This is a genomic window from Streptomyces sp. NPDC028928 (genome assembly GCF_055564915.1).
In genome coordinates this window covers 56,873-80,819 of record NZ_JBVHVI010000017.1, presented here as the reverse complement: position 1 = coordinate 80,819, position 23,947 = coordinate 56,873, and the positions used below count along the sequence as shown (strand labels likewise).

The 23,947-nt window shown below is 71.8% G+C and carries 16 protein-coding genes; 12 read left to right on the top strand and 4 right to left on the bottom strand.

Annotated features, from left to right (window positions below):
• The first annotated feature begins 7 nt into the window (after positions 1-7).
• On the top strand, positions 8-913 hold the full coding sequence (locus ACZ4U1_RS33820; RefSeq protein ID WP_467907991.1) for an ADP-ribosylglycohydrolase family protein: 906 nt from the start codon (positions 8-10) through the stop codon (positions 911-913).
• 367 nt (positions 914-1,280) lie between these two features.
• Here the strand turns inward: ACZ4U1_RS33820 and ACZ4U1_RS33815 are convergent, their stop codons facing one another.
• Positions 1,281-2,831 carry an MFS transporter gene (locus tag ACZ4U1_RS33815; protein ID WP_467907990.1) on the bottom strand — a complete coding sequence of 517 codons (1,551 nt, stop codon included), beginning with the start codon at positions 2,829-2,831 and terminating at the stop codon, positions 1,281-1,283.
• Between the two features lie 185 nt (positions 2,832-3,016).
• Between ACZ4U1_RS33815 and ACZ4U1_RS33810 the strand changes: the two genes are divergently transcribed.
• From ACZ4U1_RS33810 to ACZ4U1_RS33800, 3 genes are all read left to right on the top strand, one after another.
• Positions 3,017-3,640, top strand: a complete 624-nt coding sequence (locus ACZ4U1_RS33810) for a TetR/AcrR family transcriptional regulator (RefSeq protein ID WP_467908058.1) — start codon at positions 3,017-3,019, stop codon at positions 3,638-3,640.
• Positions 3,641-3,768: 128 nt separating this feature from the next.
• Positions 3,769-4,470, top strand: a complete 702-nt coding sequence (locus ACZ4U1_RS33805; protein WP_467907989.1) for a ribonuclease HII — start codon at positions 3,769-3,771, stop codon at positions 4,468-4,470.
• Between the two features lie 68 nt (positions 4,471-4,538).
• Positions 4,539-5,171 carry a hypothetical protein gene (locus tag ACZ4U1_RS33800; protein ID WP_467907988.1) on the top strand — a complete coding sequence of 211 codons (633 nt, stop codon included), beginning with the start codon at positions 4,539-4,541 and terminating at the stop codon, positions 5,169-5,171.
• Positions 5,172-5,594: 423 nt separating this feature from the next.
• Here the strand turns inward: ACZ4U1_RS33800 and ACZ4U1_RS33795 are convergent, their stop codons facing one another.
• Both ACZ4U1_RS33795 and ACZ4U1_RS33790 read right to left on the bottom strand, forming a co-directional pair.
• Positions 5,595-6,215, bottom strand: a complete 621-nt coding sequence (locus ACZ4U1_RS33795; RefSeq protein WP_467907987.1) for a hypothetical protein — start codon at positions 6,213-6,215, stop codon at positions 5,595-5,597.
• 339 nt (positions 6,216-6,554) lie between these two features.
• A complete protein-coding gene (locus tag ACZ4U1_RS33790; RefSeq protein WP_467907986.1) occupies positions 6,555-8,720 on the bottom strand; it encodes a RecQ family ATP-dependent DNA helicase in 2,166 nt (721 codons plus the stop codon).
• Positions 8,721-8,861: 141 nt separating this feature from the next.
• On the opposite strand from ACZ4U1_RS33790, the gene ACZ4U1_RS33785 reads away from it, so the two are divergent.
• The 7 genes from ACZ4U1_RS33785 to ACZ4U1_RS33755 all read left to right on the top strand — a co-directional run bounded on the left by ACZ4U1_RS33785 (position 8,862) and on the right by ACZ4U1_RS33755 (position 20,913).
• Positions 8,862-10,562, top strand: a complete 1,701-nt coding sequence (locus tag ACZ4U1_RS33785; RefSeq protein WP_467907985.1) for a DUF4192 domain-containing protein — start codon at positions 8,862-8,864, stop codon at positions 10,560-10,562.
• A gap of 356 nt (positions 10,563-10,918) precedes the next feature.
• Positions 10,919-13,120 carry a glycogen debranching N-terminal domain-containing protein gene (locus ACZ4U1_RS33780; RefSeq protein WP_467907984.1) on the top strand — a complete coding sequence of 734 codons (2,202 nt, stop codon included), beginning with the start codon at positions 10,919-10,921 and terminating at the stop codon, positions 13,118-13,120.
• 152 nt (positions 13,121-13,272) lie between these two features.
• A complete protein-coding gene (locus tag ACZ4U1_RS33775) occupies positions 13,273-14,031 on the top strand; it encodes an NUDIX hydrolase (protein WP_467907983.1) in 759 nt (252 codons plus the stop codon).
• Between the two features lie 148 nt (positions 14,032-14,179).
• Complete coding sequence (locus ACZ4U1_RS33770; protein WP_467907982.1) at positions 14,180-16,885, top strand: ABC transporter ATP-binding protein; 2,706 nt, start codon at positions 14,180-14,182, stop codon at positions 16,883-16,885.
• A 162-nt stretch (positions 16,886-17,047) separates the two neighbouring features.
• A complete protein-coding gene (locus ACZ4U1_RS33765) occupies positions 17,048-17,935 on the top strand; it encodes a FadR/GntR family transcriptional regulator (protein WP_388315023.1) in 888 nt (295 codons plus the stop codon).
• 455 nt (positions 17,936-18,390) lie between these two features.
• Complete coding sequence (locus tag ACZ4U1_RS33760) at positions 18,391-19,932, top strand: RNA polymerase sigma factor (protein WP_467907981.1); 1,542 nt, start codon at positions 18,391-18,393, stop codon at positions 19,930-19,932.
• Between the two features lie 120 nt (positions 19,933-20,052).
• Positions 20,053-20,913, top strand: coding sequence for a S1 family peptidase (locus tag ACZ4U1_RS33755; RefSeq protein ID WP_467907980.1), 861 nt, complete (start codon positions 20,053-20,055; stop codon positions 20,911-20,913).
• 99 nt (positions 20,914-21,012) lie between these two features.
• Here the strand turns inward: ACZ4U1_RS33755 and ACZ4U1_RS33750 are convergent, their stop codons facing one another.
• Positions 21,013-21,243, bottom strand: coding sequence for a DUF7455 domain-containing protein (locus ACZ4U1_RS33750; protein ID WP_030735014.1), 231 nt, complete (start codon positions 21,241-21,243; stop codon positions 21,013-21,015).
• 441 nt (positions 21,244-21,684) lie between these two features.
• Between ACZ4U1_RS33750 and ACZ4U1_RS33745 the strand changes: the two genes are divergently transcribed.
• On the top strand, positions 21,685-23,808 hold the full coding sequence (locus ACZ4U1_RS33745) for a DNA gyrase/topoisomerase IV subunit B (protein ID WP_467907979.1): 2,124 nt from the start codon (positions 21,685-21,687) through the stop codon (positions 23,806-23,808).
• The last annotated feature ends 139 nt before the right edge of the window (positions 23,809-23,947 follow it).

Below are 23,947 nucleotides of genomic sequence, written 5' to 3'. Positions count from 1 at the left end.
CAGGGCGATGACCGCTGACTCCTCTTCCCTCGGGCGCCTGGAGCGCGCCTTGGCGAGCCTCCGCGGACTGGCCGTGGGGGACGCGCTGGGCTCCCAGTTCTTCGTTCCCGCGAACTATCCGCTGCTGATGCGCCGCGAGCTGCCCGCAGCCCCCTGGCAGTGGACGGACGACACCGAGATGGCCTGCTCGGTGGTCGCCGTCCTCGCCGCCCATCACCGCATCGACCAGGACGCGCTCGCCCGCTCCTTCGCCGAGCACCACGACTTCGACCGAGGCTACGGCCCCGCGGTCAACCGGCTGCTGCGCCTGGTCCGGGAGGGCGGGGACTGGCGGGAGCTGGCCGCAGGCCTCTTCAACGGACAGGGTTCCTGGGGCAACGGCGCGGCCATGCGGATCGCGCCCCTGGGCGCCTGGTACGCGGACGATCCCGAGCAGGCGACCCATCAGGCGGAGATCTCGGCCTACCCCACGCACCAGCACCGGGAGGCCGTGGTCGGGGCCATGGCCGTGGCCGCCGCCGCGGCACTGGCCGGCTCGCCGGACGGGCCGCCCGCCCCCGAGGCCCTCCTCGACGGCGTCGTCGCACTCGTACCGAAGAGCGCGGTCGGCCAGGGTCTGCGCCGCGCCCGGGACATGCTCGACTACGACGACGCGGCCACCGTCGCGGCCGTCCTGGGCTGCGGACGCCGTACGACGGCCCATGACACCGTCCCCTTCGCCCTCTGGTCCGCAGCGCGGGCCCTCGGTGACTACGAGACGGCGTTCTGGACGACCGCCCAGGTGGGCGGAGACGTCGACACGACCTGCGCGATCGTGGGCGGCGTGCTCGCCGCGGGCAAGGCCGGGGCACCGCCCGCCGAGTGGGTGCAGCGCACCGAATCGCTGCCGGACTGGGTGCCCGCGGCGGTCTGACGGCTTCCGCGGTCCGGTCGCCGTCCCCTCCCGCGCCCGGCCGCTCAGAAACTCTCCGTGCCCGCTAGGAACTCTCCGTGACCGCCGGCCGTTCTTCCGCTATCCGCTGCACACCGCGTCGATGGTGTGAGCGCAGGCGGAGCCGTGGCGACCAGGGAGGGAGGGGCGGGAGATGATGTTCGTCTCGCTGGGGCCGGTGCCGGAACCGGTGGAGGATCCGCGCCTGGTTCCCACTCTGTTCCTGGCCCTGTTTCTCACTCTGTTGGGTCTGCTGGCGGCCGTCGTACGGCCGACCGGATCACGGCGTGCGCCGTCTGCGCACCGGCAGCGGTCCGGTCGGCCGCGACTCCGCGCGGTCGGCCCCGGATCAGCCGAGGTGAGGGCCCGCCGTGCCCGCGAGGGAGTCGAGGTCACTCTTGCGGACCCTCAGCACCAGCCAGGCGGTGAGGAAGGCGAGCCCGGCCATCGCGGCAGCCGGTACGAAGGCGGTGGATATGCCGTGGGCCAGCACGTCGTGCCCCCAGGGCGCGGGCAGCTGGTGCGTCTCGGCGAACTGAGCCTTCTGCTGCGGCGAGGCGTCGGCGAGGAACTTCGGCAGCTGCTTCTTCCCCTCGTCCGTGCTGGCCGACCCGAAGACGGTGGTGAGGATGGACAGCCCGAGCGAACCGCCGACCTGCTGCATGGCGTTGAGCAGTCCGGAAGCCGCGCCCGCCTCGTGCTGGGCGACACCGGACACGGCGGTCACGGTGGCCGTCACGAAGTTCAGGCCCATGCCGAAGCCGAAGACCAGCATCGGGCCGAGGACTCCGCCCACGTAGGTGCTGTCTGGCCGGATGAAGGTCTGCCAGACGAGCCCGATCACGACGAGCGCCGAACCGCCCATCATGAACGGCTTGGGGCCGAACGCCGGCAGGAAGCGCTGCGACAGACCCGCACCCACCGCGATCGCTACGGTCACGGGGAGGAAGGCGACACCGGCCTTGATGGCGCTGTAGCCGAGCACGTTCTGCACGAACAGCACGATGTAGAAGAACATGCCGAACATCGCGGCGGCCAGGCTCAGCATGATCACGTACGTGCCCCAGCGGTTCCGGTCCGCGAACATCCTGAGCGGGGTGATCGGCTCTTTCGCCCGCAACTCGGTGAAGACGAAGGCGAACAGCAGCACCACGGCCGCGCCGAAGGAGCCCAGGGTGAGACCGTCCCGCCAGCCCTCCTCGGCGGCGCGGATGAAGCCGTACACCAGCGAGGCCATGCCGACCGTGGAGGTCAGCGCACCGGTGAGGTCGAAGCGTCCCGGATGACGCTCGGACTCGTTGATGTACAGCGGCGCGAGCGCGGCGATCAGCACACCGATGGGTACGTTGACGAACAGCACCCACCGCCAGTCCAACCAGTCGGTGAGCATGCCACCCGCGAGGAGACCGATGGCGCCACCGCCCGCCGACACGGCGGCGAACACACCGAAGGCCCGGTTGCGTTCGGGACCTTCGGGGAACGTCGTCGTGATCAGCGCGAGCGACGTGGGCGACGCGATCGCGCCACCCACGCCCTGCAGGGCCCGCGCGGCCAGCAGCTGCCAGGGTTCCTGGGCCAGACCGCCCAGCAGCGAGGCGAAGGTGAACAGCAGGATGCCGGCCATGAACACCCGGCGGCGGCCGAGGATGTCACCGGCCCGCGCACCGAGCAGCAGCAGACCGCCGAAGGTGAGCGTGTAGGCGCTGACCACCCAAGTCAGGTCGGTGGTGCTGAAGTTGAGAGCGTCTTGAATGTGCGGGAGGGCGATATTCACAATCGTCGCGTCGAGTACCACCATGAGTTGGCAAGCCGCGATGACGGTGAGTGCGATGCCGGGATGCCCCTGCCGGCGGGCCATGCCTGGTTTCTGATCGTCCTTGAGGAGCTGAGAGGTCGTCACTGTGGGTCCCCCATACAGACGTTAGTGAACGCTCGCGTTCACTGTCGCGTCCACGGTAGTGAGTCCCCAACAGTGAACGCAAGCGTTCACTTAATCGCGCGCCGCGCCCCGCGTCCCCCTGTTGCTGCAGCGCGGCGCCACTGCCCCGGAACCCCCGCTTCCCTTGCATGCAGGAGAAAACACAGATGGTTACCTCGCGCTGGACGGCCGCGCCTGCCCGGACGGCTTCCCCTCGTCGGCGCGGTGCGGTGCTGGAGCGCGCGATCCTGGATGCGGCTCTGGAGCAGCTCAGCACGGTCGGCTGGAAGGGGCTGACCATGGAGGGTGTCGCGGCCGGCGCCCAGACCGGCAAGGCCGCGGTCTACCGCCGCTGGACCTCCAAGGAGGATCTCGTCGCGGACGCCCTGGTGTCCGGCCTGCCCCGGCTGGAGCAGGCCCCGGACCTCGGCAGCGTGCGCGAGGACCTTCTCGCCCTGTGCCGGCAGGTGCGGCAGATCATGTACTCGCGGCCTGGGGTCGCACTGCGATCGGTCATTCACGAATGCGATCACATGCAGGTCGAGCGCTTCGAAGGTGTGATCTTCGGGAGCGTGGTGGAGCCGACTGTCAAGCTGCTCCGGGAGGTCATCGAGCGTGGAATAGAGCGGGGAGAGGTTCGCTCGGACGCGGCCAACGGGTATGTCTTCGACGCGATCCCGGCCATGATGATGTATCGAGCAAAGATGTGCGCGAGCGAATGGAACGATCAGGATCTTGAGGAGATGATCGACCAGCTGATGCTCCCGCTGCTGCGCCCCTACGGCACCTGACCGCCTGCGCCGGCTCTCTGCGCGCCGGCCGGGTGCCAAAGTATCGCGCGGCGGTACGCCCGGGCAGTCGGGCGGCGGTACGCCCGGGGTGTCGCGCGGCGACAGCGGCGGCGTACGCTAAGGGCGCCATGCCGTACGAACCACCTACTCACACCGTCGAGCGCTCCCTGCGCGCCACGACCGGAGCGAAGGTCATTGCCGGTGTCGACGAGGTGGGGCGCGGCGCCTGGGCCGGGCCCGTCACCGTCTGCGCGGCGATCACCGGACTCCGCCGCCCGCCCGAGGGGCTGACCGACTCCAAGCTGCTGACGGTCAAGCGTCGTACGGAACTCGCCGTGACCCTGCAGGGGTGGGTGACGGCCTATGCGCTGGGGCATGCTTCCCCCGAGGAGATCGACGACCTGGGGATGACGGCCGCGCTGCGGCTCGCCGCCGTCCGTGCCCTGGACGCTCTGCCGGTCCGCCCCGATGCCGTGATCCTCGACGGGAAGCACGACTACCTGGGCGCCCCCTGGCGGGTGCGCACGGTGATCAAGGGCGATCGGTCGTGCGTGGCCGTAGCGGCGGCGTCGGTGATCGCCAAGGTTCAGCGCGACAAAATGATGGCCGAACTGGGTATCGACCATGCAGACTTCGGATTTGCGGACAACGCCGGGTATCCGTCGCCCGTGCACAAGGCCGCACTGGCGGAGTGGGGGCCCACCCCGCACCACCGCTTGTCGTGGGCGTATCTTGATGCGTTGCCTCAGTGGCGGCACCTCAAGAAGGTCCGCAGCTGGGCGGACGGAAGCGTTCCGGAAATTGAGGGTCAGCTCGGCTTCGATTTCTGACGGTTCCGCTCGCACTGATGTGCCACCCGGTCATCCGCACCGCACCAACGTTTGATAAATATCAGCTCATGCCTCTCATTCCCGAGGAGCCTCAGATTCACGAGAGTGCCCAGGGTCCCCGCGCCACTCCGGCCAGCGGCCGTACCGCGCCGACCCCCCGCCCCGTACCCGGCCCCCGCCCCGCGGCTCCGTCCCGCCCCGGTCGTCCCGGCCCTCTGCGGCCCACGCCGCCGGTGCAGCGCACACCGCGTGACGTGGCTCCGGCCAAGCCTGGCCCGTCCGGCCCGGCCGCTCCCGCCGCCACCGCGGCAAGCCCCCAGATCCAGCTGATCCCGGCCTCGGCCGAGGGTGCGCTCGACGCTGCCGACGAGGCGGTGGACCTGCTCCTGGACTCGGGCCGCGCCCCCGGCGACGTGCTCGTCATCACCACAGGTGCGCAGCACCCGTGGGCCGAGCACGAGCTGTCCTTCGGTGACGCGTCCTACTGGGCGCAGCACGACGCCGGTGACGACGTCTTCTACACCGACGCCGCTCTCGCCTCCCGCGCCGCGTCCCGCCCGGTGGTCGTCGTGGCCGTCAACGGAGGCCCCGCCTCCGCCGCTGCCACCGCCCTCCCCCTGGCGCACGCGCGGGCCGGTGCACTGCTGATCGTCTGCGGCGACCCGCAGCAGATCAACTCGGTGCTGGGCGCCGGAGTCTGAAGCCACGTCCGGCACCTCGGACAGCGGAGTGCCGAAGGAGCCGCTCCGGCGGAATCCGCACGGTGCGGCTTTCGGCGTGCCCGGACGACGTGCTGCCGGGGTGCTGCCCGTGGCGTTGCGCTCGTGGTGACCCTGGGAGCGCGCCGGGCAGTCCGGCGGGCTGATCCGGTGTCGCCGCGGTGGCCTATGCCGGGTCCGGACCGTGCGGCTCGGCTACGTAGCCGTGGCGCAGGCGAGCACCCCGGGGGCGCCTCCGGAATCGAGCCCGACGGACAGCCGGGCTCAAGGATGGGCCCGCCTGCGCTCATCAGCGCTGTTCGTGGCGTACGTCGGCTCTCCGTCCGGTCATCGCGCCCCGGCCCTCGGTGCCGTTCGCGTTACAGGCCGGCTGCACGAGCCGGCGTACCGCCCGCTTCGCGCCGTTCAGCGGGCCGCCGCCCGGCGCAGCACCTCGGAGACAGGGCCCCCGGTGCGGGGGACCAGCGGTGGGCCCTCCGACGTGGCGACGGGCCCCGGCGCCGAGTGCGCGTTGGGCCGGCGTCCGCCGCGACCCTCGCCGAGCACCTGCCAGCCTTCATGCGTCAGCGTGATGTACGCCCCGCACCGCAGCCCGTGCAGGGTGCAGGCATCGCGCAGTCCCCACATCCAGGCGCCGTCCTCCTCGGTCCAACGCCCGTCACCCTCACGGCAGTAGAGGAGGACGGCCGTGCGTACAGGGGTGCGGCGACGCAGGTCGTGGGGAATCACCCGACGCAGCTGGGCCAGCAGCGCGTTGCGGAACATCCAGCCGTCGGCCGGGGCCGCCCGGCGCGTGAACGAGGCGCTGGCCCGCAGCCGCTCGTCCGGGTCGAGAACCGCCACGATCGCCGTGAGCGGCTTCGGGTGATGGCGAGCGTGCAGCCCGCTGACGACCTCACGGGGGTTGCGCAGCAGAGGGATTCCGGCGGCAGCCCACTCCGCAGGCTCCAGCAGGCGACTGGCAGAAGCGGCGGACGCGGACGTCGACAACGAGGCCGCCGAGGACGAGGCGAATCCGAAGGTCACGTTCCTCCCTTCGGCTACGCGCCCATACTGCGGGCGAGGTCGGATTCGGGGGAGCGCGCACCGCAGCGGAGCCCAACTGGATCACGGACGAGGCGTGCGGGGAGCGGACCTCAATTCTTCCTGTCGAACTTCGATGCGGCAACGAGCAATTGGGGCCACCGACTGTTATCAGGTGGTGCGTGGCTTATATCCCTACCCAAAGGTTCGGCTGATGACGCCTGAGGTGGCCGGTCACCGTCCGGCGGTCCCCGCGAGCGGCCGCGGGGACCAATCCCGGGCCCGCCAGGACCGGCGGCAGCACAGCGCTCGGCTCCGGCCGGCGCAGCGGCGAGGCGCCGGTCAGCCCTGAACGGCGAGGACCAGCGGCAACACGCCCCGAGCCCCGGACTTCCGGAGCAGCCGGGCCGCGATCGCCAGGGTCCAGCCCGTCTCCGTGAAGTCGTCGACCAGAAGCACCGGACCGTGTGTCTCGCTGAGGGCCGCAGCCAGGGCGGGCGGCACCGTCAACGCGCCGTCCAGGGCCTTCAACCGCTGTGCGCTGTTGCTGCGCGGCGACCGGGGCACGTCCCCGGCGTATTCCACCGAGCCGAGCAGCGGGAGCCGGCCGACCTCGGCGATCCGCGCAGCCAGGGAGTGGATCAACTGCGGCCGGCTGCGTGAGGCCACGGTCACCACGCCCACCGGCCGGGGCGGGGCGTCGGACGCACCGGAGGCCCAGCCACCGGGACCTCGGGCCCAGTCGGCCAGGACATCGACCACGGCCCGCGCCACATCGTCGGGAACTGCGGCGTCCGGTGTCCGGGGCGCGAGCAGCGGTCGCAGCCGGTTGCCCCAGCCGATGTCCGACAGGCGTCCCAGAGCCCGCCCCGGCGAGGCCTGTTCGCCCGCCGGGATGCGTCCCTTGAGGTCGATGCCGATCGCCGGGAGGCCCGTCGGCCACATACGGCGGGGCTCCACCTCCACCCCGGCGCGGCCCAGGTCACTGCGCGCCGCGTCCAGGGCCGCCGTGGACAGACCGGAGGTGAATCGGGGGCCCGCGCAGTTGTCGCAGCGTCCACAGGGTTTGGCGCCCTCGTCGTCCAGCTGGCGCTGCAGGAACTCCATCCGGCACTCGGTGGTGGTCGCGTACTCGCGCATCGCCTGCTGCTCGGCCGCGCGCTGCCGGGCCACCCACGCGTAGCGCTCGGCGTCGTACGACCACGGTTGTCCGGTCGCGATCCAGCCGCCCTTCACGCGGCGCACCGCCCCGTCCACGTCGAGGACCTTCAGCATGGTCTCCAGGCGTGAGCGGCGCAGTTCGACCAGCGGTTCCAGGGCCGGCAGGGACAGGGGCCCGTCCGCCCGGGCGAGGGCGTCCAGCGTGCGCCGGACGAGATCCTCGGAGGGGAAGGCCAGCGAGGCGAAGTACTCCCAGATCGCCTCGTCCTCCTTGCCCGGCAGCAGCAGTACCTCGGCGTGCTCGACGCCGCGGCCGGCCCTGCCGACCTGCTGGTAGTAGGCGATGGGGGAGGAGGGCGAGCCGAGATGGACCACGAAACCGAGGTCCGGCTTGTCGAAGCCCATGCCGAGCGCGGAGGTGGCGACCAGGGCCTTGACGCGGTTGGCGAGCAGGTCGTCCTCCGCCTGCTGGCGTTCGGCGTTCTCCGTCTTGCCCGTGTACGAGGCGACGGCGTGCCCGCGCTGCCGCAGGAAGGCGGTGACCTCCTCGGCCGCGGCGACGGTGAGCGTGTAGATGATGCCCGAGCCCGGCAGGTCACCGAGATGGTCCGCGAGCCACGCCATCCGGTGCGCGGCGTCCGGGAGGCGCAGTACACCGAGACTCAGGCTCTCCCGGTCCAGTGGCCCGCGCAGCACCAGGGCGTCGGACGTGCCGCCGGTGCCGAGCTGCTCGGCGACGTCCGCGGTCACCCGCGCGTTGGCCGTGGCGGTCGTGGCCAGCACGGGGACGCCGGGCGGGAGGTCGGCGAGCATGGTGCGCAGCCGACGGTAGTCGGGGCGGAAGTCGTGGCCCCAGTCGGAGATGCAGTGGGCCTCGTCCACGACCAGCAGGCCGGTCGCCGCGGACAGCTTGGGCAGGACCTGGTCACGGAAGTCGGGGTTGTTCAGCCGCTCCGGCGAGACGAGCAGTACGTCGACGTCGCCGGCCGCGATCTCCGTCTGGACGGTCTCCCACTCCTCGGTGTTGGCGGAGTTGATGGTCCGGGCGTGGATACCGGCCCGGCCCGCGGCCTCCACCTGGTTCCGCATGAGCGCGAGCAGCGGCGAGACGATCACCGTGGGACCACTTCCTCTGGCGCGCAGCAGCGAGGTCGCCACGAAGTACACCGCGGACTTGCCCCATCCCGTGCGCTGCACGACCAGGGCCCGGCGCCGGTCGGCGACCAGTGCCTCGATCGCCCGCCACTGGTCCTCGCGCAGCCGGGCGGCGCCCGTGGCGTCCCCGACGAGCCGGGCGAGGACGGTGTCGGCCTGTGCGCGGAGATCCGCGTTGCTCGTGTGCTCCATGCGTCCATACAACAGGACGGGACCGACAATCGGGCGGGCCCGAGGCAGGGCTGTGGACAACGAGGACAGCCTTGTCGTGTCCCTGATCCGACTTATCCACAAGCTCAACCGGAATCTCCCGATCCGCGAGATCGTCGGGGCATGACGAATCACAGCGGAACCACCGGACCCCACGGAAACGACGACATCTCGGGGCAGGCGCCTCCGGCCGGACCGGTCGAACACGCCACGCAGGTCACTCTGCGCACCCCGGCCGAACTGGCCGACGCCCTGCCCTACCTGCTCGGCTACCGCCCGGAGGACAGCATGGTCCTCGTCGCGCTGCACGACCACGGAGGCCGCGGCAGGTTCGGCGGTCGGGCCCGGCTCGGCATCCCCGCGAACGACGAGGACTGGGAGGCCGCCGCCCGGCAGCTGGCCCGCGGGCTGGTGACCGGCAGCGAGCGGCGCGGCTCCCGGCCCGAGCGGATGGTGGCCTACGTCTGCCAGGAACCCGGCCCCGGAGAGTCCGGCCGGGACGTCAAGCGACGGCTGGAGAGGCTGGCCCAGCTGATGCGCATCGAGTGCGGCAACCTCGACGTGCCGGTCATCGAGGCCCTCTGCGTCTCGGACGGCCGCTTCTGGTCGTACTGCTGCCCGGTCACGGACTGCTGCCCCGAGGAAGGCTCGCCGATGGGCCTGCCCGGCACCTCCGTGCTCGCCGCTGCGGCCACCTACGCCGGCATCCAGGTCCGCGGCACCCTGAGGGAACTGCGTGCCCGGCTGCAGCCCTGGGAGACCGCCGCCGCGCTGGAACAGGAGATCGCCCTGGACGCGGCCGGCATGAGCCTCGTGCCCCGCATCCTGGACGAGACCGCCCGCCAGGAAGTGGCGGAGGAGACCATCGATCTCGCCGAGCGGATCATCCGCCGATACGCCGCCGCGGCACCGGTCTCCGGCGCCCATCCGGCGGACGTACGCGACGACGACCTCCTCGCGGTCGACGAGGCGGCGACCCTGATCCTCGGACTCCAGGACCGCACGACCCGCGACAGGGCCGCCGCCTGGATGGAAGGGGACGAGGCCGGCCCGGCGCTCCGGCTCTGGCGCGCCCTGGCCCGTCGCTGCGTCGGCCCCTACGGAGAGCACGCCGCGGCACCGCTGACCCTCGCGGGCTGGGTCGCCTGGTCCCTGGGCGACGAACTGGAGGCGCGCGAGGCGCTGGCCATGGCACTGGCCGCGGACCCCGACTACCTCTTCGCCCGCCTGCTGCACCAGGCCTGCAACGAGGGGCTCGACCCCGAGGCGGTCCGCCGCTGCCTGCGCACAGAGGGCGCGCGACGCCCACCGGCGCAAACTTCGGAGCAAGCCGCCTCCCAGGAGCAAGCCGCCTCGGGAGAGCGAGCGGCCTCGGACGAGCAAGCCGCTTCCGGGGAGCGAGCGTTCTCGGGGAAGCGAGTTGTCCCGGCCGAGCAAGCGGACCCGGGGGAGCACGTGCGCTCGACGGAGCAAGCGGCCCAGGGACCGCAGACCGCTCTCGCCGAACCCCCGCAGACCCCGGCCCCGGCACATGGGGCCAACCCGCTCGAGAGTGACCAGCGTGCCGAACCGGGCTCCCGGACGCGCGTACAGCGGCGACGCCGTGCACGGACCCAGGACGACGACGGCCGTCACCCGGCACGGGCGAAGGGACGCCGGCAGCGGCCGGCCGACTCCCGTCCCCGTTCGTCCGCCGCCGACGTCACCGGGCCCGGCACCCGTGGGGCGAGCACCACGCGCACCCGTGCGGCGGCTCCCAGCGACGTGACGGCCGGTGGCGCCCTGCCGGACAGCCGGAACCCGCAGGCCGAGGGCGACGGATGAGCTTCGGCCGGCGGCGGCCCGGGCAATCGGCCCTGACCGGTACGGCTCTGCCCGGAACGCCCGTCGGGCCCACGGCAGACAGCGGAGGCGCCACCGCCCGCCACCGCAGCGCCCTCCCGACGCGGGGCCGGGGCGGACGGCCGGTCAGCGCGTCGACGGCCACCCCTGTCGGCCGGTCACACCACCATTCGGTCGGCTTCTCCCCACCGAGCCGTGACCCGGACAAGGCCCCTTCCGTTCACCTGAGTGGCGGAACGCCTGGACAGGCCCTGCCGCCGTACCTTCCCTGCCCTCCGGGGCGACCCACCAGCCGCCCAGCACGTCCGAGGCGCACCGAGCGCAGAAGAAGCCACCCCATGCACCAGCAGCCGACTCCGCCCTCCGCCGCCGGCGAACGTCCACCCTGGAGCAGGCCCACGCCGTTCCCGGCGGCCGGCGCCGCCCCGCGCACCCCGAAGACCGCCGACCTTCCACCGCCGTCCGCCGACCCACGTCTCTCCTCCTCGTCTTTCCCAGCCGCCCAGGGCAGCCCTCAGCCCCCCGTCACCGCCGGGCCCCGCCGTCCCGGCGCGGCCCCGCCACCACGGACACCCCAGGGCAGCCGCCCGGCGCCCGAGCTGCCGCCCACGCACACCGCGCTGATCTGCGTGGCCCTGCCCGGTCTCGCCATCTCCGGGGAGCCGGGCCAACTGGCCGGCCTGGGACTGGAGGGGGTCTACCGAAGCGGCAGACGCCTGCTCTCCCGGTGCCAGCTCCGTGTGGCAGGCCGTGAACCGCTGCCGGTGCAGGCCGGGATGACCGGAGCCGACAGCGCCCGCTTCGTGGGGACGCTGCGCGCCTCCCCGGCCGCGGGCCCCGACCCCGATGTCGTCGTCGAACGAACACGCCACGCCGACGGGACGGAACGGATCACCCTCCGCAACGCCGCCCTGCGCCCGCTGCGTCTCCCCGTCGAGGTCGCCCTCGGCACCGACCTGGCGGAACTCGCCGCCATCGCCGCCGGTACGGCAGGCCCGGAACTCCCGGCCAGTGTCCACGACTCGGGCCTGCGCTGGGCCACGGCCGACACCGCCGCCTGCGTCACCGCGGACCCACCGCCCTCCGACGCCCTGGCATCCGCCGGCCTGCTGCGCTGGGAACTGGAACTGCCACCGGGCGGGACGGCAGCCGTGGAACTGCGGGTGCGACCCGAAGGCGCAGGCCCCCTACGGCCTGCTGGGCAGGCCGCCACCAGCCCCCTCGCCCCCGCGCGGGCGGAGGGCGACGACCCCCGAGCGGCCCCGCTGCTGCACTCGGCCGTCGCCGACCTCCAGGCACTCCTCCTGCGGGACCCCGCGCACCCCTCCGACACCTACCTCGCCGCGGGCGTCCCCTGGCGCTGCGGAGTGGCGCCGGCCGAGGCGCTCGCCGCCGCCCGCATGACACTGCCCCTGGGTACCCGCCTCGCCGCGGGCACCCTGCGCACCCTCGCCCGTACCCAGCTCCAGGGCCCGAGCCCCCGGGCCGGCATGATCCCCGGCCCCCGACGCGACGCCGGCCCGCACCTCCCCCCGAGCTGCACCGGAACGGAAGCCACGCTGCTCTTCCCCGTCCTGCTCGCCGAAGCCCGCCGCTGGGGGCTGCCCGAGCCGGAGACACAGGAGCTGCTGCCCGCGGCCGAGCGCTGCCTGACCTGGCTGCGAACCACCGTCGGCGACGGCACCTACCTCCCCGACCCGCACCCCACGGGACCGGCCCGCTGCGAAACGCAGGCCCACGCGCATCGCGCCGCCCTGCTCGGCGCCGATCTCCTCGACGCCTACGACAGACCGGGCGCCACGGAGTTACGCCAGTGGGCCCAGACCCTGCGGACCGCCTTCCGAGCCGATTTCTGGCTGGAGGACCGCAGCGGAGGACGCCCGGCCGCGGCCCTGGCGCCGGACGGCCGACCCGTGCCCCACCTGGCCGCCACCGCCGTCCACCTCCTCGACACCGGCCTGCTCGGTTCCGGCCGGCTCGCCCCGGGACTGCTCGACAAGGTGCACACCGAACACCTCGCCCGGCTGCTCGGCACCCCCGCCATGGACGCGGGCTGGGGACTGCGTGGCCTTGGCGCTAAGGAAGCGGGACACAACCCGTTCGGCCACCGCACCGGAGCCGTGCGGGTCCATGAGACCGCACTCGCAGTCGCCGGGCTGGCAGCCGCCGGGTACGAGAAGGAAGCGGCCGGCCTGCTGAAAGGTCTGCTGGAAGCGGCGGAACACTTCGGTCACCGACTCCCCGAGATGTTCGCCGGCGAACAGCGCTCCGCCACCACCGCGCCCCTTCCGCACCCCGCAGCCTGCCGCCCGGCGGCCACCGCGGCGGCCTCCGTGGTCCTGCTGTTCACCGCCCTCGCCGGTATCCGTCCCGACGCCCCGGCCCGCACGGTCACCCTGCGCCCCGTGCGGAGCGCCCCGCTCGGCGAACTCGGACTCAGCGGACTGCGCGTCGCGGGCGCCCCCTTCGCCGTGCGGATCAGCCGACTGGGACTCGCCATGGTGGAGGAGGCGGCGGACGGCCTGCAACTGGGTGCGTGACCTCCACGGAAAGGAGGGTGACCTCGAACGACACCATCGGACCGACGAACCGGGAGCCGCCCCTGCGCCTCATACCGGAACGAAGCGGAACCGCCACCGATGCGCCCGACGAAGGGAGTGTTTATCGTCAGGAAGACGACTATGATCGCCGCATGCCCTACGACCCGTCAGCCTTTCCGCCCTTCGCCGTCACCGTGGACCTGGTCGTGCTGACCGTGCGCCGCCATGCCCTGTGCGCGCTGGCGGTCCGCAGGGGCGAGCCTCCCTTCCAGGGACGCTGGGCGCTGCCCGGCGGCTTCGTACGGGCCGACGAGGATCTGTCCCAGGCGGCGGCGCGCGAGCTGGCCGAGGAAACCGGGTTGTGTGCCCACGACCCCTCGGCCCCGGCCCAGGACAACGGAGCCCATCTGGAGCAGCTCGCGACCTACGGCGACCCCAAGCGGGATCCGCGCATGCGCGTGGTCAGCGTCGCGCATCTCGCGCTCGCGCCCGACCTGCCCGCACCGCGTGCCGGAGGCGACGCCAGCAACGCGCGCTGGGCCCCGGTCGAGGAACTGCTCCAGCAGGGCGGTTACGGCCGCGACGGCGAACCCGTGGCGCCGCTCGCCTTCGACCACGCCCAGATCCTCGCCGACGGAGTGGAACGCGCCCGCTCCAAGATCGAGTACTCGTCGCTGGCCACCGCCTTCTGCCCGCCCGAGTTCACCGTCGGCGAGCTGCGCCGGGTGTACGAGGCGGTGTGGGGCGTGGCGCTCGACCCGCGCAACTTCCACCGCAAGGTCACCGGAACCCCCGGCTTCCTCGTGCCCACGGGAGGTACGACCACACGCCAGGGCGGCAGGCCGGCCCAGCTCTTCCGGGCCGGCGGCGCCACCCTGCTCAACCCGCCGATGCTGCGCCCCGAGGTCTGAGGTCGGGCCGAGGACAGTCGGCGCCGGCCGTCCGTGCCAGCGCCGACTCCATCGAACGGTGGACAGGGAAGGGGTCAGGCCACGCGGCATCTTTCCGCAAAGCGCCTTATACCCGAAAAACCGGACATGTCGCGCTATCTTGCTGCAGGTGATCCAGGCCTTCGGACTGACCAGCAATCCCCGCAAGGCGCATCCGCCCGCCGTCGACGACATCTCCTTCGAAGCGCGCGCCGGGCATGTGACCGCGCTCCTCGGGAGCGCCGGCGCGGGCAAGACGACAGTGCTCAAACTGATGCTGGAGCTCCAACAGGGGCGCGGCATCACATACTTCAGAGGTCGCCCCCTCCACCTGATCCCCCACCCCTCATGGGAAGTCGGCGTACTCCTCGGCGACGTACCGGGCCACCCGGCCCGCTCGGTCCGCGGCCATCTGCGCATGCTGTGCGCCGCGTCGGGAGTTCCCGCCCGACGGGCGGACGAGGTCCTCGAAGTGGTCGGTCTCGTCAGCCTTCGCGAAGAACGCCTCGGCACGCTGTCCCGCGGCATGGACCGCAGACTCGGCCTGGCCTGCGCCCTGCTCCCCGACCCGCACACGCTCGTCCTGGACGAACCCACCGACGGTCTCGCCGTCCGGGAGGCCCAGTGGCTGCACAGCATGTTGCGGGCCCACGCCGCCCAGGGCGGCACGGTGCTCTTCACCACGGCCGACCCCAAGGAGGCCGCACGCAGCGCCGACCGGGTCGTCACCCTCGACGGCGGCCGACTCGTCGCCGACCAGGAGGCCAAAGCCTTCACCCGCACCCGGCTGCGCCCGCGCGTGGCCGTTCGCAGCCCCCATGCCGCACGCCTCGCGGCCCTGCTCACCAAGGACGCCCGTATCGCGCGACGCTCCGTCGAAGTCGTGCGCGAGGACGGCAACCGCCTGTCGGTGTACGGCACGACGACCGCCGACGTCGGCGAGATCGCCTTCCGCAACGGCATCCTCGTCCATCAACTCGCCGACGAGGTGGGCGACATGGGGCCGGGCGCCGGTGCCGAGGGCGACGACGGGAAGTGCTCCGCCGAGCTCCGGCAGGCCGTGCCGGACGCAGCACCGGCGGACGGGGAAGCCCGCCCGGAGCGCGGTCCGGCGGAGCGGCACCCGGCGGCCCCGGATACCCCGGAGGGGAAGTGGCGACAGGCCTCGGCCGGCCGCGCGTGGACGGGGCGCGAACGTCCGGTGTTCGGTTTCTCCGCGATCGGCAGCTCACCCCAGGAGCCCGGCCGAGCCACGGACGAGTTGCCGACGGCACCCGAACACGCGAGGCCGGAAATCTCGCAGGAGATCACGACAGCGGGCTCTCCGGCGGCGGAGCGGCGTACTCCGGAGTCGACGGTGGCATCGGGCGCCGCTGCGTCCGACCCCGCAGCGGCCGAACCCCGCACCATCGCCCCCGACCGGCCGACACCGGAAGCGGACACCCCGGCGCCGGATCGTGCGTCGGCGAACGCCACCGCCTCGGGGAACACGTCGAGCCAGTGGGAACGCACCCCGGCCGACCCGTCCGCGCCGGAGGCGGAGCGGGCTGCGGCCGGCCTCTCCCCGGTCGGGGAACGGCAACCGGAATCCAACCTCTCGGCGCCGATGAGGGCCGCCGACAGCGAGTGGTCTGCACGCGGCCAAGCTGCTGATCAAGGGACCGTGCAGGACAGCCCGCCGACCATCTCCGCTGCCCCGACCCGCGACGCCTCGCCGACCACCGCCTCCCCGGCCGACGCCACGGCGCACGGCGTCACCACCTCCGGTGAGAGGGCCACGCCCGGCGGTGGCGCCGGCGAGGCATCCGCCAGAGCCGCCGGTGGCCGGTCCGCCGACCCGACCGCCACCCCCGACGCCGGCCTCGGCGCGGTGGCGACGGCCTCCGAGCCGCAGACCGACGGCACCCGCACTCCCGCAACGACCCTCACCGGCACGCGTACCTTCCTCCCCGGCGCCAGGAACCCCGGCGCACGGCAGCCGCAGGCCGGCCGTGCCGCCAGTCCCGACGGTGTCCGCCCCCTCGCCACCCCCTCCCCCCTCCCACCCCCCATCTCCGTCCGCCCCGCCCGCAGCCCCCTGCGCCCCCTCCGCTACGAGATCCGGCGCGCGACCGGGATCGGTACCGGCTTTCTCACCTGCGGTGCCGTGCTGGTGGTCTCCGCGCTCACCGCCGTACTCCTGGCGCGGATCGGTCACACCCCGCATGCGCGGCTGTTCGCGGCGTGGCCGCGGGAGCTGCCGCTGCCGCCCGCGGCGCTCGCGGCGGGGCTGCTCGGTGCGCTGGCCTTCGGGGACGAGTTCCGCCACCCCGCCCTGGCGGCGGACCGCGGCACCGTCCCCCGCAGGCTGGGGCTGCTCACCGCGAAACTGCTCGTCTCCGGGGCCACCGCGGTACTGCTCGCTTTCCTCACCGTGGGCTGCGACGCCGAAGTGCTCTATATCGTCTACGGACGGGAGGTCACGCAAGTTCCCGCGGACTGGCTCTCGCTCACCGCGAGTTGGTTCGGGCTGGTCGTCGGCTGCGCCTGGGCCGGGGTGCTGGCGGCCGGGGTGTTCCGGTCCACGACGGCCGGACTGGCCGCCGTCCTTGCCGTACCGGTTCTCGTGGTTCCCGTCCTGCACAAGGCCCTGCAGGGCCCGGCCGTGCGCCTGGCGGCCGATTTCCCGGTGCGGATGCGGGAGGTCCTCCTGCTGCAGTGGCCTTTCGGAGGTGAGCGGTACCTGCTCGCGGCCGCCCGTGTCCTCGCTCAACCCGTGGGCGCCGCACTGGCGTTGTCGCTCGGGGCACTGCTGTGCGCGTACCTGTTCACGGCGCTGCGCACCCGGCTCCGGTGACTACGCTGCGTACGCTCGTGGTTCCGCTGTGCCCATAACTCCCCGAAGAAAGCCCATTTCTTTCCGATAAGGCGTCAATTGCGACGGTGTGAGCGATCACCCTTTCGTGTGCTTTTCACCAAAGACCTCAAGGGAGTTGGAGGCGGCGCCGACAAAGGATCCGTGAGTACCCTTGCGCACACCATGATGACCGCCGCCCGCCCCGCAGACTCAGGTCTGGCCGGCCCGGGCGAACTCGACCGCTACCCCTACGCCGAGGCCCCGGTGGCCGACCGCGTCGGCGCGCCGGCCTGGGACACGGGGGATCCCGAGCTGGGCCGCGTGGGCCGGCGGGCCGCGGGCAGCCGCGGACGCGGACTGCACGGCCAACTCGTCCAGCAGCTGGGACAGATGATCGTCTCCGGCGACCTGGGGGCCGACCGCCCGCTGGTGCCGGAGGAGATCGGCCAGCGTTTCGAGGTGTCCCGCACCGTCGTCCGCGAGTCCCTCCGCGTCCTGGAGGCCAAGGGCCTGGTCAGCGCCCGCCCGAACGTCGGCACGCGCGTGCGACCCGTCAGCGACTGGAACCTCCTCGATCCGGACATCATCGAGTGGCGGGCCTTCGGGCCCCAGCGCGACGACCAGCGCCGGGAGCTGAGCGAGCTGCGCTGGACGATCGAGCCGCTCGCCGCCCGTCTCGCCGCCGGACACGGGCGCGAGGAGGTGCAGCAGCGCCTGTGCGACATGGTCGAGATCATGAGCCACGCCATGGCGCAGGGCGACGCGCTCACCTACTCCCGCGCCGACACCGAGTTCCACGCGATGCTCATCCAGATCGCGGGCAACCGCATGCTGGAGCACCTCTCCGGCATCGTCTCGGCGGCCCTCCAGGTCTCCGGCGGCCCGGTCACCGGCTGTGACCGGCCGAACGAGGCCTCCCTCGCGCAGCACGCGCGGATCGTCGACGCGCTCGGCACCGGCGACGGTACGGCGGCGGAGGCGGCCATGCGCCAGCTGCTCACAGTCCACCCGGAGGTGGAGCGCGTGGTACCCGCCCCGCGCGAGCACTGACCCCGCGAGGGGTGCGGTGCGGTCGCCGGTGTGCGGCGTGCTCATGGTGCTCGTGGTGCTAGTGGCGACGCCGGGCTCGGGTACCGGCCGTCGCCGGACCCCGCCGGACCCTCTGGAGTCCGGCGGGTCCGGCGGGGTCCGGCGGGGCAACGGGAGTCCCTGGCTTTCGACGTGACCGGGACAGGGGGCCACGATGATCTCTTCTGTGTATGTCTGACCGCTTTTGACCGCTTACGGGGTGTGACTCGGGCCACGTAGATTGGGCGTAACGCTCGTGGAGACAGCGCGATGACCTAAGAGGTGACAGCCGCGGAGGGAATACGGACGCCACATCAGGCGCTGTGCATCTTCCCGGCCCCCGCCCGCGCCGTCGGCCCATCCCCAGGCCGGTGGTCGGCTCCTGTCCGCAGTGGACGGTGCCGGAAGCCGTTTTCCAACGTTCCGAGAGGTTGTTCGTGTCGGCCAGCACATCCCGTACGCTCCCGCCGGAGATCGCCGAGTCCGTCTCTGTCATGGCGCTCATTGAGCGGGGAAAGGCTGAGGGGCAGATCGCCGGCGACGATGTGCGTCGGGCCTTCGAAGCTGACCAGATTCCGGCCACTCAGTGGAAGAACGTACTGCGCAGCCTCAACCAGATTCTTGAGGAAGAGGGTGTGACGCTGATGGTCAGTGCCGCAGAGCCCAAGCGCACCCGAAAGAGCGTCGCAGCGAAGAGCCCGGCGAAGCGCACCGCCACCAAGACGGTTGCGGCGAAGACGGTGACCACCCGGAAGGCCACCGCGACCACGGCCGCCCCCGCGGCGCCCGCCGCCCCGGCCGCAGCCGATTCCGCCGAGGAAACCGCACCCGCCAAGAAGGCCGCCGCCAAGAAGACGACCGCCAAGAAGACGGTCGCCAAGAAGGCCGTCGCGAAGAAGACGGCCGCCAAGAAGACCACGGCCAAGAAGGACGACGTCGAGCTTCTCGACGAGGAGGTCCTCGAGGACACCAAGGTCGCCGACGAGCCCGAGGGTGCCGAGAGCGCCGGCTTCGTCCTGTCCGACGAGGACGAGGACGACGCGCCCGCGCAGCAGGTCGCCGCGGCTGGTGCCACCGCCGACCCGGTCAAGGACTACCTGAAGCAGATCGGCAAGGTCCCCCTGCTCAACGCCGAGCAGGAGGTCGAGCTGGCCAAGCGCATCGAGGCGGGCCTGTTCGCCGAGGACAAGCTGGCGAACTCCGACAAGCTCGCCCCGAAGCTCAAGCGCGAGCTGGAGATCATCGCCGAGGACGGCCGCCGCGCCAAGAACCACCTCCTGGAGGCCAACCTCCGTCTGGTGGTCTCCCTGGCCAAGCGCTACACCGGCCGCGGCATGCTCTTCCTGGACCTCATCCAGGAGGGCAACCTCGGTCTGATCCGCGCGGTCGAGAAGTTCGACTACACCAAGGGCTACAAGTTCTCCACGTACGCCACCTGGTGGATCCGTCAGGCGATCACCCGCGCCATGGCCGACCAGGCCCGCACCATCCGTATCCCGGTGCACATGGTCGAGGTCATCAACAAGCTCGCGCGCGTGCAGCGCCAGATGCTCCAGGACCTGGGCCGCGAGCCCACCCCGGAGGAGCTGGCCAAGGAGCTCGACATGACCCCGGAGAAGGTCATCGAGGTCCAGAAGTACGGCCGCGAGCCCATCTCGCTGCACACCCCGCTGGGCGAGGACGGCGACAGCGAGTTCGGTGACCTCATCGAGGACTCCGAGGCCGTCGTCCCGGCCGACGCGGTCAGCTTCACGCTCCTCCAGGAGCAGCTGCACTCGGTCCTCGACACCCTGTCCGAGCGCGAGGCGGGCGTCGTCTCCATGCGCTTCGGTCTCACCGACGGTCAGCCGAAGACCCTCGACGAGATCGGCAAGGTGTACGGCGTGACGCGTGAGCGCATCCGCCAGATCGAGTCCAAGACCATGTCGAAGCTGCGCCACCCGTCGCGTTCGCAGGTACTGCGCGACTACCTCGACTAGGTCCCGCGGCTACGACGGCGAAGGCCCGGTTCCCTCAGGGAAGCCGGGCCTTCGTGCTGCACACTTGCGACAGGTGGATCACTCTGGGTGTCCAGGAGGACCGCAGAGTGAGGAGCATGCATGCGCCGTTCCGTTGCCCGGGCACTGATCCGGCCGCTGGCCCTTGCGGCCGCCGTGACTGCGATACCCCTGGCGAGCGCCCCTCCCGCGGTCGCCGACAGCGTGGTGGTCGGCGGGTTTCCGATAGACGTCTCCCAGGCTCCGTGGACGGTTGCACTGGCCAGCCGTGACCTGTTCGGCGGTATGCGGGCTGGGCAGTTCTGCGGCGCTGTGGCCATCGGGCGCAGCATGGTGCTCACCGCGGCCCACTGTCTGGCCCAGGACGTCCTCGGGGTACCGCCGAACCGTCTGCGTGACCTCAAGGTCATCGCCGGGCGCACGGACCTGCTGTCCGGGGAGGGCCAGGAGATCCCCGTACGGGAGATCCGGGTCAATCCCGCGTACGACATCAGGACCAACTCCGGCGACTTCGCGGTCCTCGGACTCGGCAGACCGCTGCCGCAGAGCACGGTCGTGTCCATGGCGGGTGCGGGAGACCCGGCCTACACGCCGGGCACGGAGGCCATGGTGTCCGGATGGGGTGACACGACCGGTGAAGGAACGTACGCGCGCCGGCTCCGCGCGGCACGCGTGCGCGTGCTGCCCGACGAGCTGTGTGCCCGCGCCTACCCCGGCGGCCCCGAAGGCACCTACCAGGCCACCACCATGCTGTGCGCCGGTGAGGCCGGGGGAGGGCCCGACGGCTGCCAGGGGGACAGCGGGGGGCCTCTGGTCGCCGGGGGACGGCTGATCGGCCTCGTGTCGTGGGGGAGTGGCTGCGGGCGGCCGGGGCTCCCCGGCGTCTACACGCGCGTCTCCCAGGTCGTACGGGTCCTGGAGGCGGCCAAGGGGGCCCAGAGACGGCCCGTCACGCGCTCGTGAGGGCGCGCGCGGGGCATGAGCACGGGCGGCCGCTCCTGGTGAGGAGCGGCCGCCCGTTCACCGGCCTGTGCCGGGGCTGGCTCGTCGTGGGTGCGAGATTCAGCGCTCTTCTTCCGAAGCGGTGTTCGGAACGGAGGTCAGCCGCTCCGTCTCGTCCTGTATCTCAGCGGCGATCTTCTTGAGTTCCGGCTCGAACTTGCGACCGTGGTGGGCGCAGAAGAGCAGTTCTCCGCCGCTGAGCAGGACGACCCGCAGGTATGCCTGGGCGCCGCAGCGGTCGCAGCGATCGGCGGCCGTCAGCGGGCTCGCGGGGGTCAGAACAGTAGTCACGTCGCCTCTTCTCTAGCTCGACGAGCTGTCGTACCAGGGTCAACATCCAACCAGCCCGAAAACGTTCCCGCTCGTGGCTTTTCCTCGAAAAAATCTTTCCGGGGCGGCTGTCTGCTGCCGGTTGGCGGCGAATGTGCCGTATTGCGTCTCTTGTGTGCGTACGGGTTCGCGCTGTCTTGCTGTCTCGGTCCTCCCGGCCGGGTTGCCGGTTGTTCATGAGGACGTGCCCGGAGCCTAAATGGTTCATGCCTCGAAGGGAACGTGATGTGTACTTCACTCCATCGAGGGATCGAACACTCATGCGAGTCTGGACTAGTGTGAGTTGCCGACGAGGGTGGCGTTACACCGGCTCTACCAGGGCTCGGTACCCTCTGAGCGGCGACCGAAGCCGCCCCCTTACCCAAAGGGGGGCCACCTGAAATTCAGCGAGGAGCGAACCGCGTGACCGCCGATACGTCCGTGCCGTCCACAGCGCTGCTGGCAGGAGCAGACCGGGACGGTTCCAACTACACCGCGCGGCACCTGCTCGTCCTCGAGGGCCTCGAGGCCGTGCGCAAGCGCCCTGGCATGTACATCGGCTCGACGGACAGTCGCGGCCTGATGCACTGCCTGTGGGAGATCATCGACAACTCGGTGGACGAGGCCCTCGGCGGCTACTGCGACCACATCGAGGTCGTCCTCCACGACGACGGCTCCGTCGAGGTGCGTGACAACGGCCGCGGAATCCCCGTGGACGTGGAGCCGAAGACCGGCCTGTCCGGCGTCGAGGTCGTCATGACCAAGCTCCACGCGGGCGGCAAGTTCGGCGGCGGCTCGTACGCCGCCTCCGGCGGTCTGCACGGCGTCGGCGCCTCCGTGGTCAACGCCCTCTCCGCCCGTCTCGACGTCGAAGTGGACCGCGGCGGCCACACCCACGCCATCAGCTTCCGGCGCGGCGTGCCCGGAGCCTTCGCCGCCGACGGCGCCGACGCGAAGTTCGAGGCCAAGAGCGGCCTGCGCAAGGCCAAGAAGATCCCCAAGACGCGCACCGGCACGCGCGTGCGCTACTGGGCCGACCGGCAGATCTTCCTCAAGGACGCCAAGCTCTCCCTGGAGAACCTGCACCAGCGGGCCCGGCAGACCGCGTTCCTGGTGCCCGGCCTGACCATCGTCGTCCGAGACGAGTTCGGCCTCGGCGAGGGCGGCAGCAAGGGCGAGGAGTCCTTCCGCTTCGACGGCGGCATCAGCGAGTTCTGCGAGTACCTGGCGAACGACAAGGCGATCTGCGACGTCCTCCGCTTCTCGGGCAAGGGCACCTTCAAGGAGACCGTCCCGGTCCTCGACGAGCACGGCCAGATGACTCCCACCGAGGTCACTCGGGAGCTGGGCGTCGACGTCGCGCTGCGCTGGGGCACCGGCTACGACACGACCCTCCGGTCGTTCGTGAACATCATCGCCACGCCCAAGGGCGGCACTCACTTGGCCGGCTTCGAGCAGGCCGTCACCAAGACGCTGAACGAGATGCTGCGGGCCAAGAAACTGCTGCGCGTGGCCGAGGACGACATCGTCAAGGACGACGCGCTGGAGGGCCTGACCGCAGTCGTCACCGTGCGTCTGGCCGAGCCGCAGTTCGAGGGCCAGACCAAGGAGGTGCTGGGTACCTCGGCGGCCCGCCGGATCGTCTTCAACGTGATCTCCAAGGAACTGAAGGCGTTCCTGACCAGCACCAAGCGGGACGCGGCCGCCCAGGCCCGGGTCGTCATGGAGAAGGTGGTCGCGGCCGCCCGCACCCGGGTCGCGGCCCGTCAGCACAAGGACGCCCAGCGCCGGAAGACCGCCCTGGAGTCCTCGTCCCTGCCGGCCAAGCTCGCCGACTGCCGCAGCGACGACGTCGACCGCAGCGAGCTGTTCATCGTCGAGGGCGACTCCGCGCTCGGTACGGCCAAGCTGGCGCGGAACTCCGAGTTCCAGGCCCTGCTGCCGATCCGTGGCAAGATCCTCAACGTGCAGCGGTCGTCGGTGACCGACATGCTCAAGAACGCCGAGTGCGGCGCGATCATCCAGGTCATAGGGGCGGGCTCGGGCCGCACCTTCGACATCGACCAGGCCCGCTACGGCAAGATCATCATGATGACCGACGCCGATGTGGACGGCTCCCACATCCGCTGCCTGCTGCTCACTCTGTTCCAGCGCTACATGCGGCCCATGGTCGAGGCCGGCCGGGTCTTCGCCGCCGTGCCGCCGCTGCACCGTATCGAGCTGATCCAGCCGAAGAAGGGCCAGGAGAAGTACGTCTACACGTACTCGGACCGTGAGCTGCGCGACACGCTCATGGAGTTCCAGAGCAAGGGCATCCGGTACAAGGACTCCATCCAGCGTTACAAGGGTCTGGGCGAGATGGACGCCGACCAGCTGGCCGAGACCACCATGGACCCGCGGCACCGCACCCTGCGCCGCATCAACCTCTCCGACCTGGAGGCCGCCGAACAGGTCTTCGACCTTCTGATGGGCAACGAGGTGGCTCCCCGCAAGGAGTTCATCTCCAGCTCGGCGGCGACGCTGGACCGGTCACGCATCGACGCGTAGCCGCTGCGCTGGGCTTCCGCCGACGGGGACTGCGGCTGCTGGGGCCTGCTGTGAGGCGCGGGCTTCGGGAAGGCGGGAATGCGGGACGGCCGACGGCGGAGGCGGGGCTCCTTGCTGGAGAGGGCCCTGGCGGGTGGCG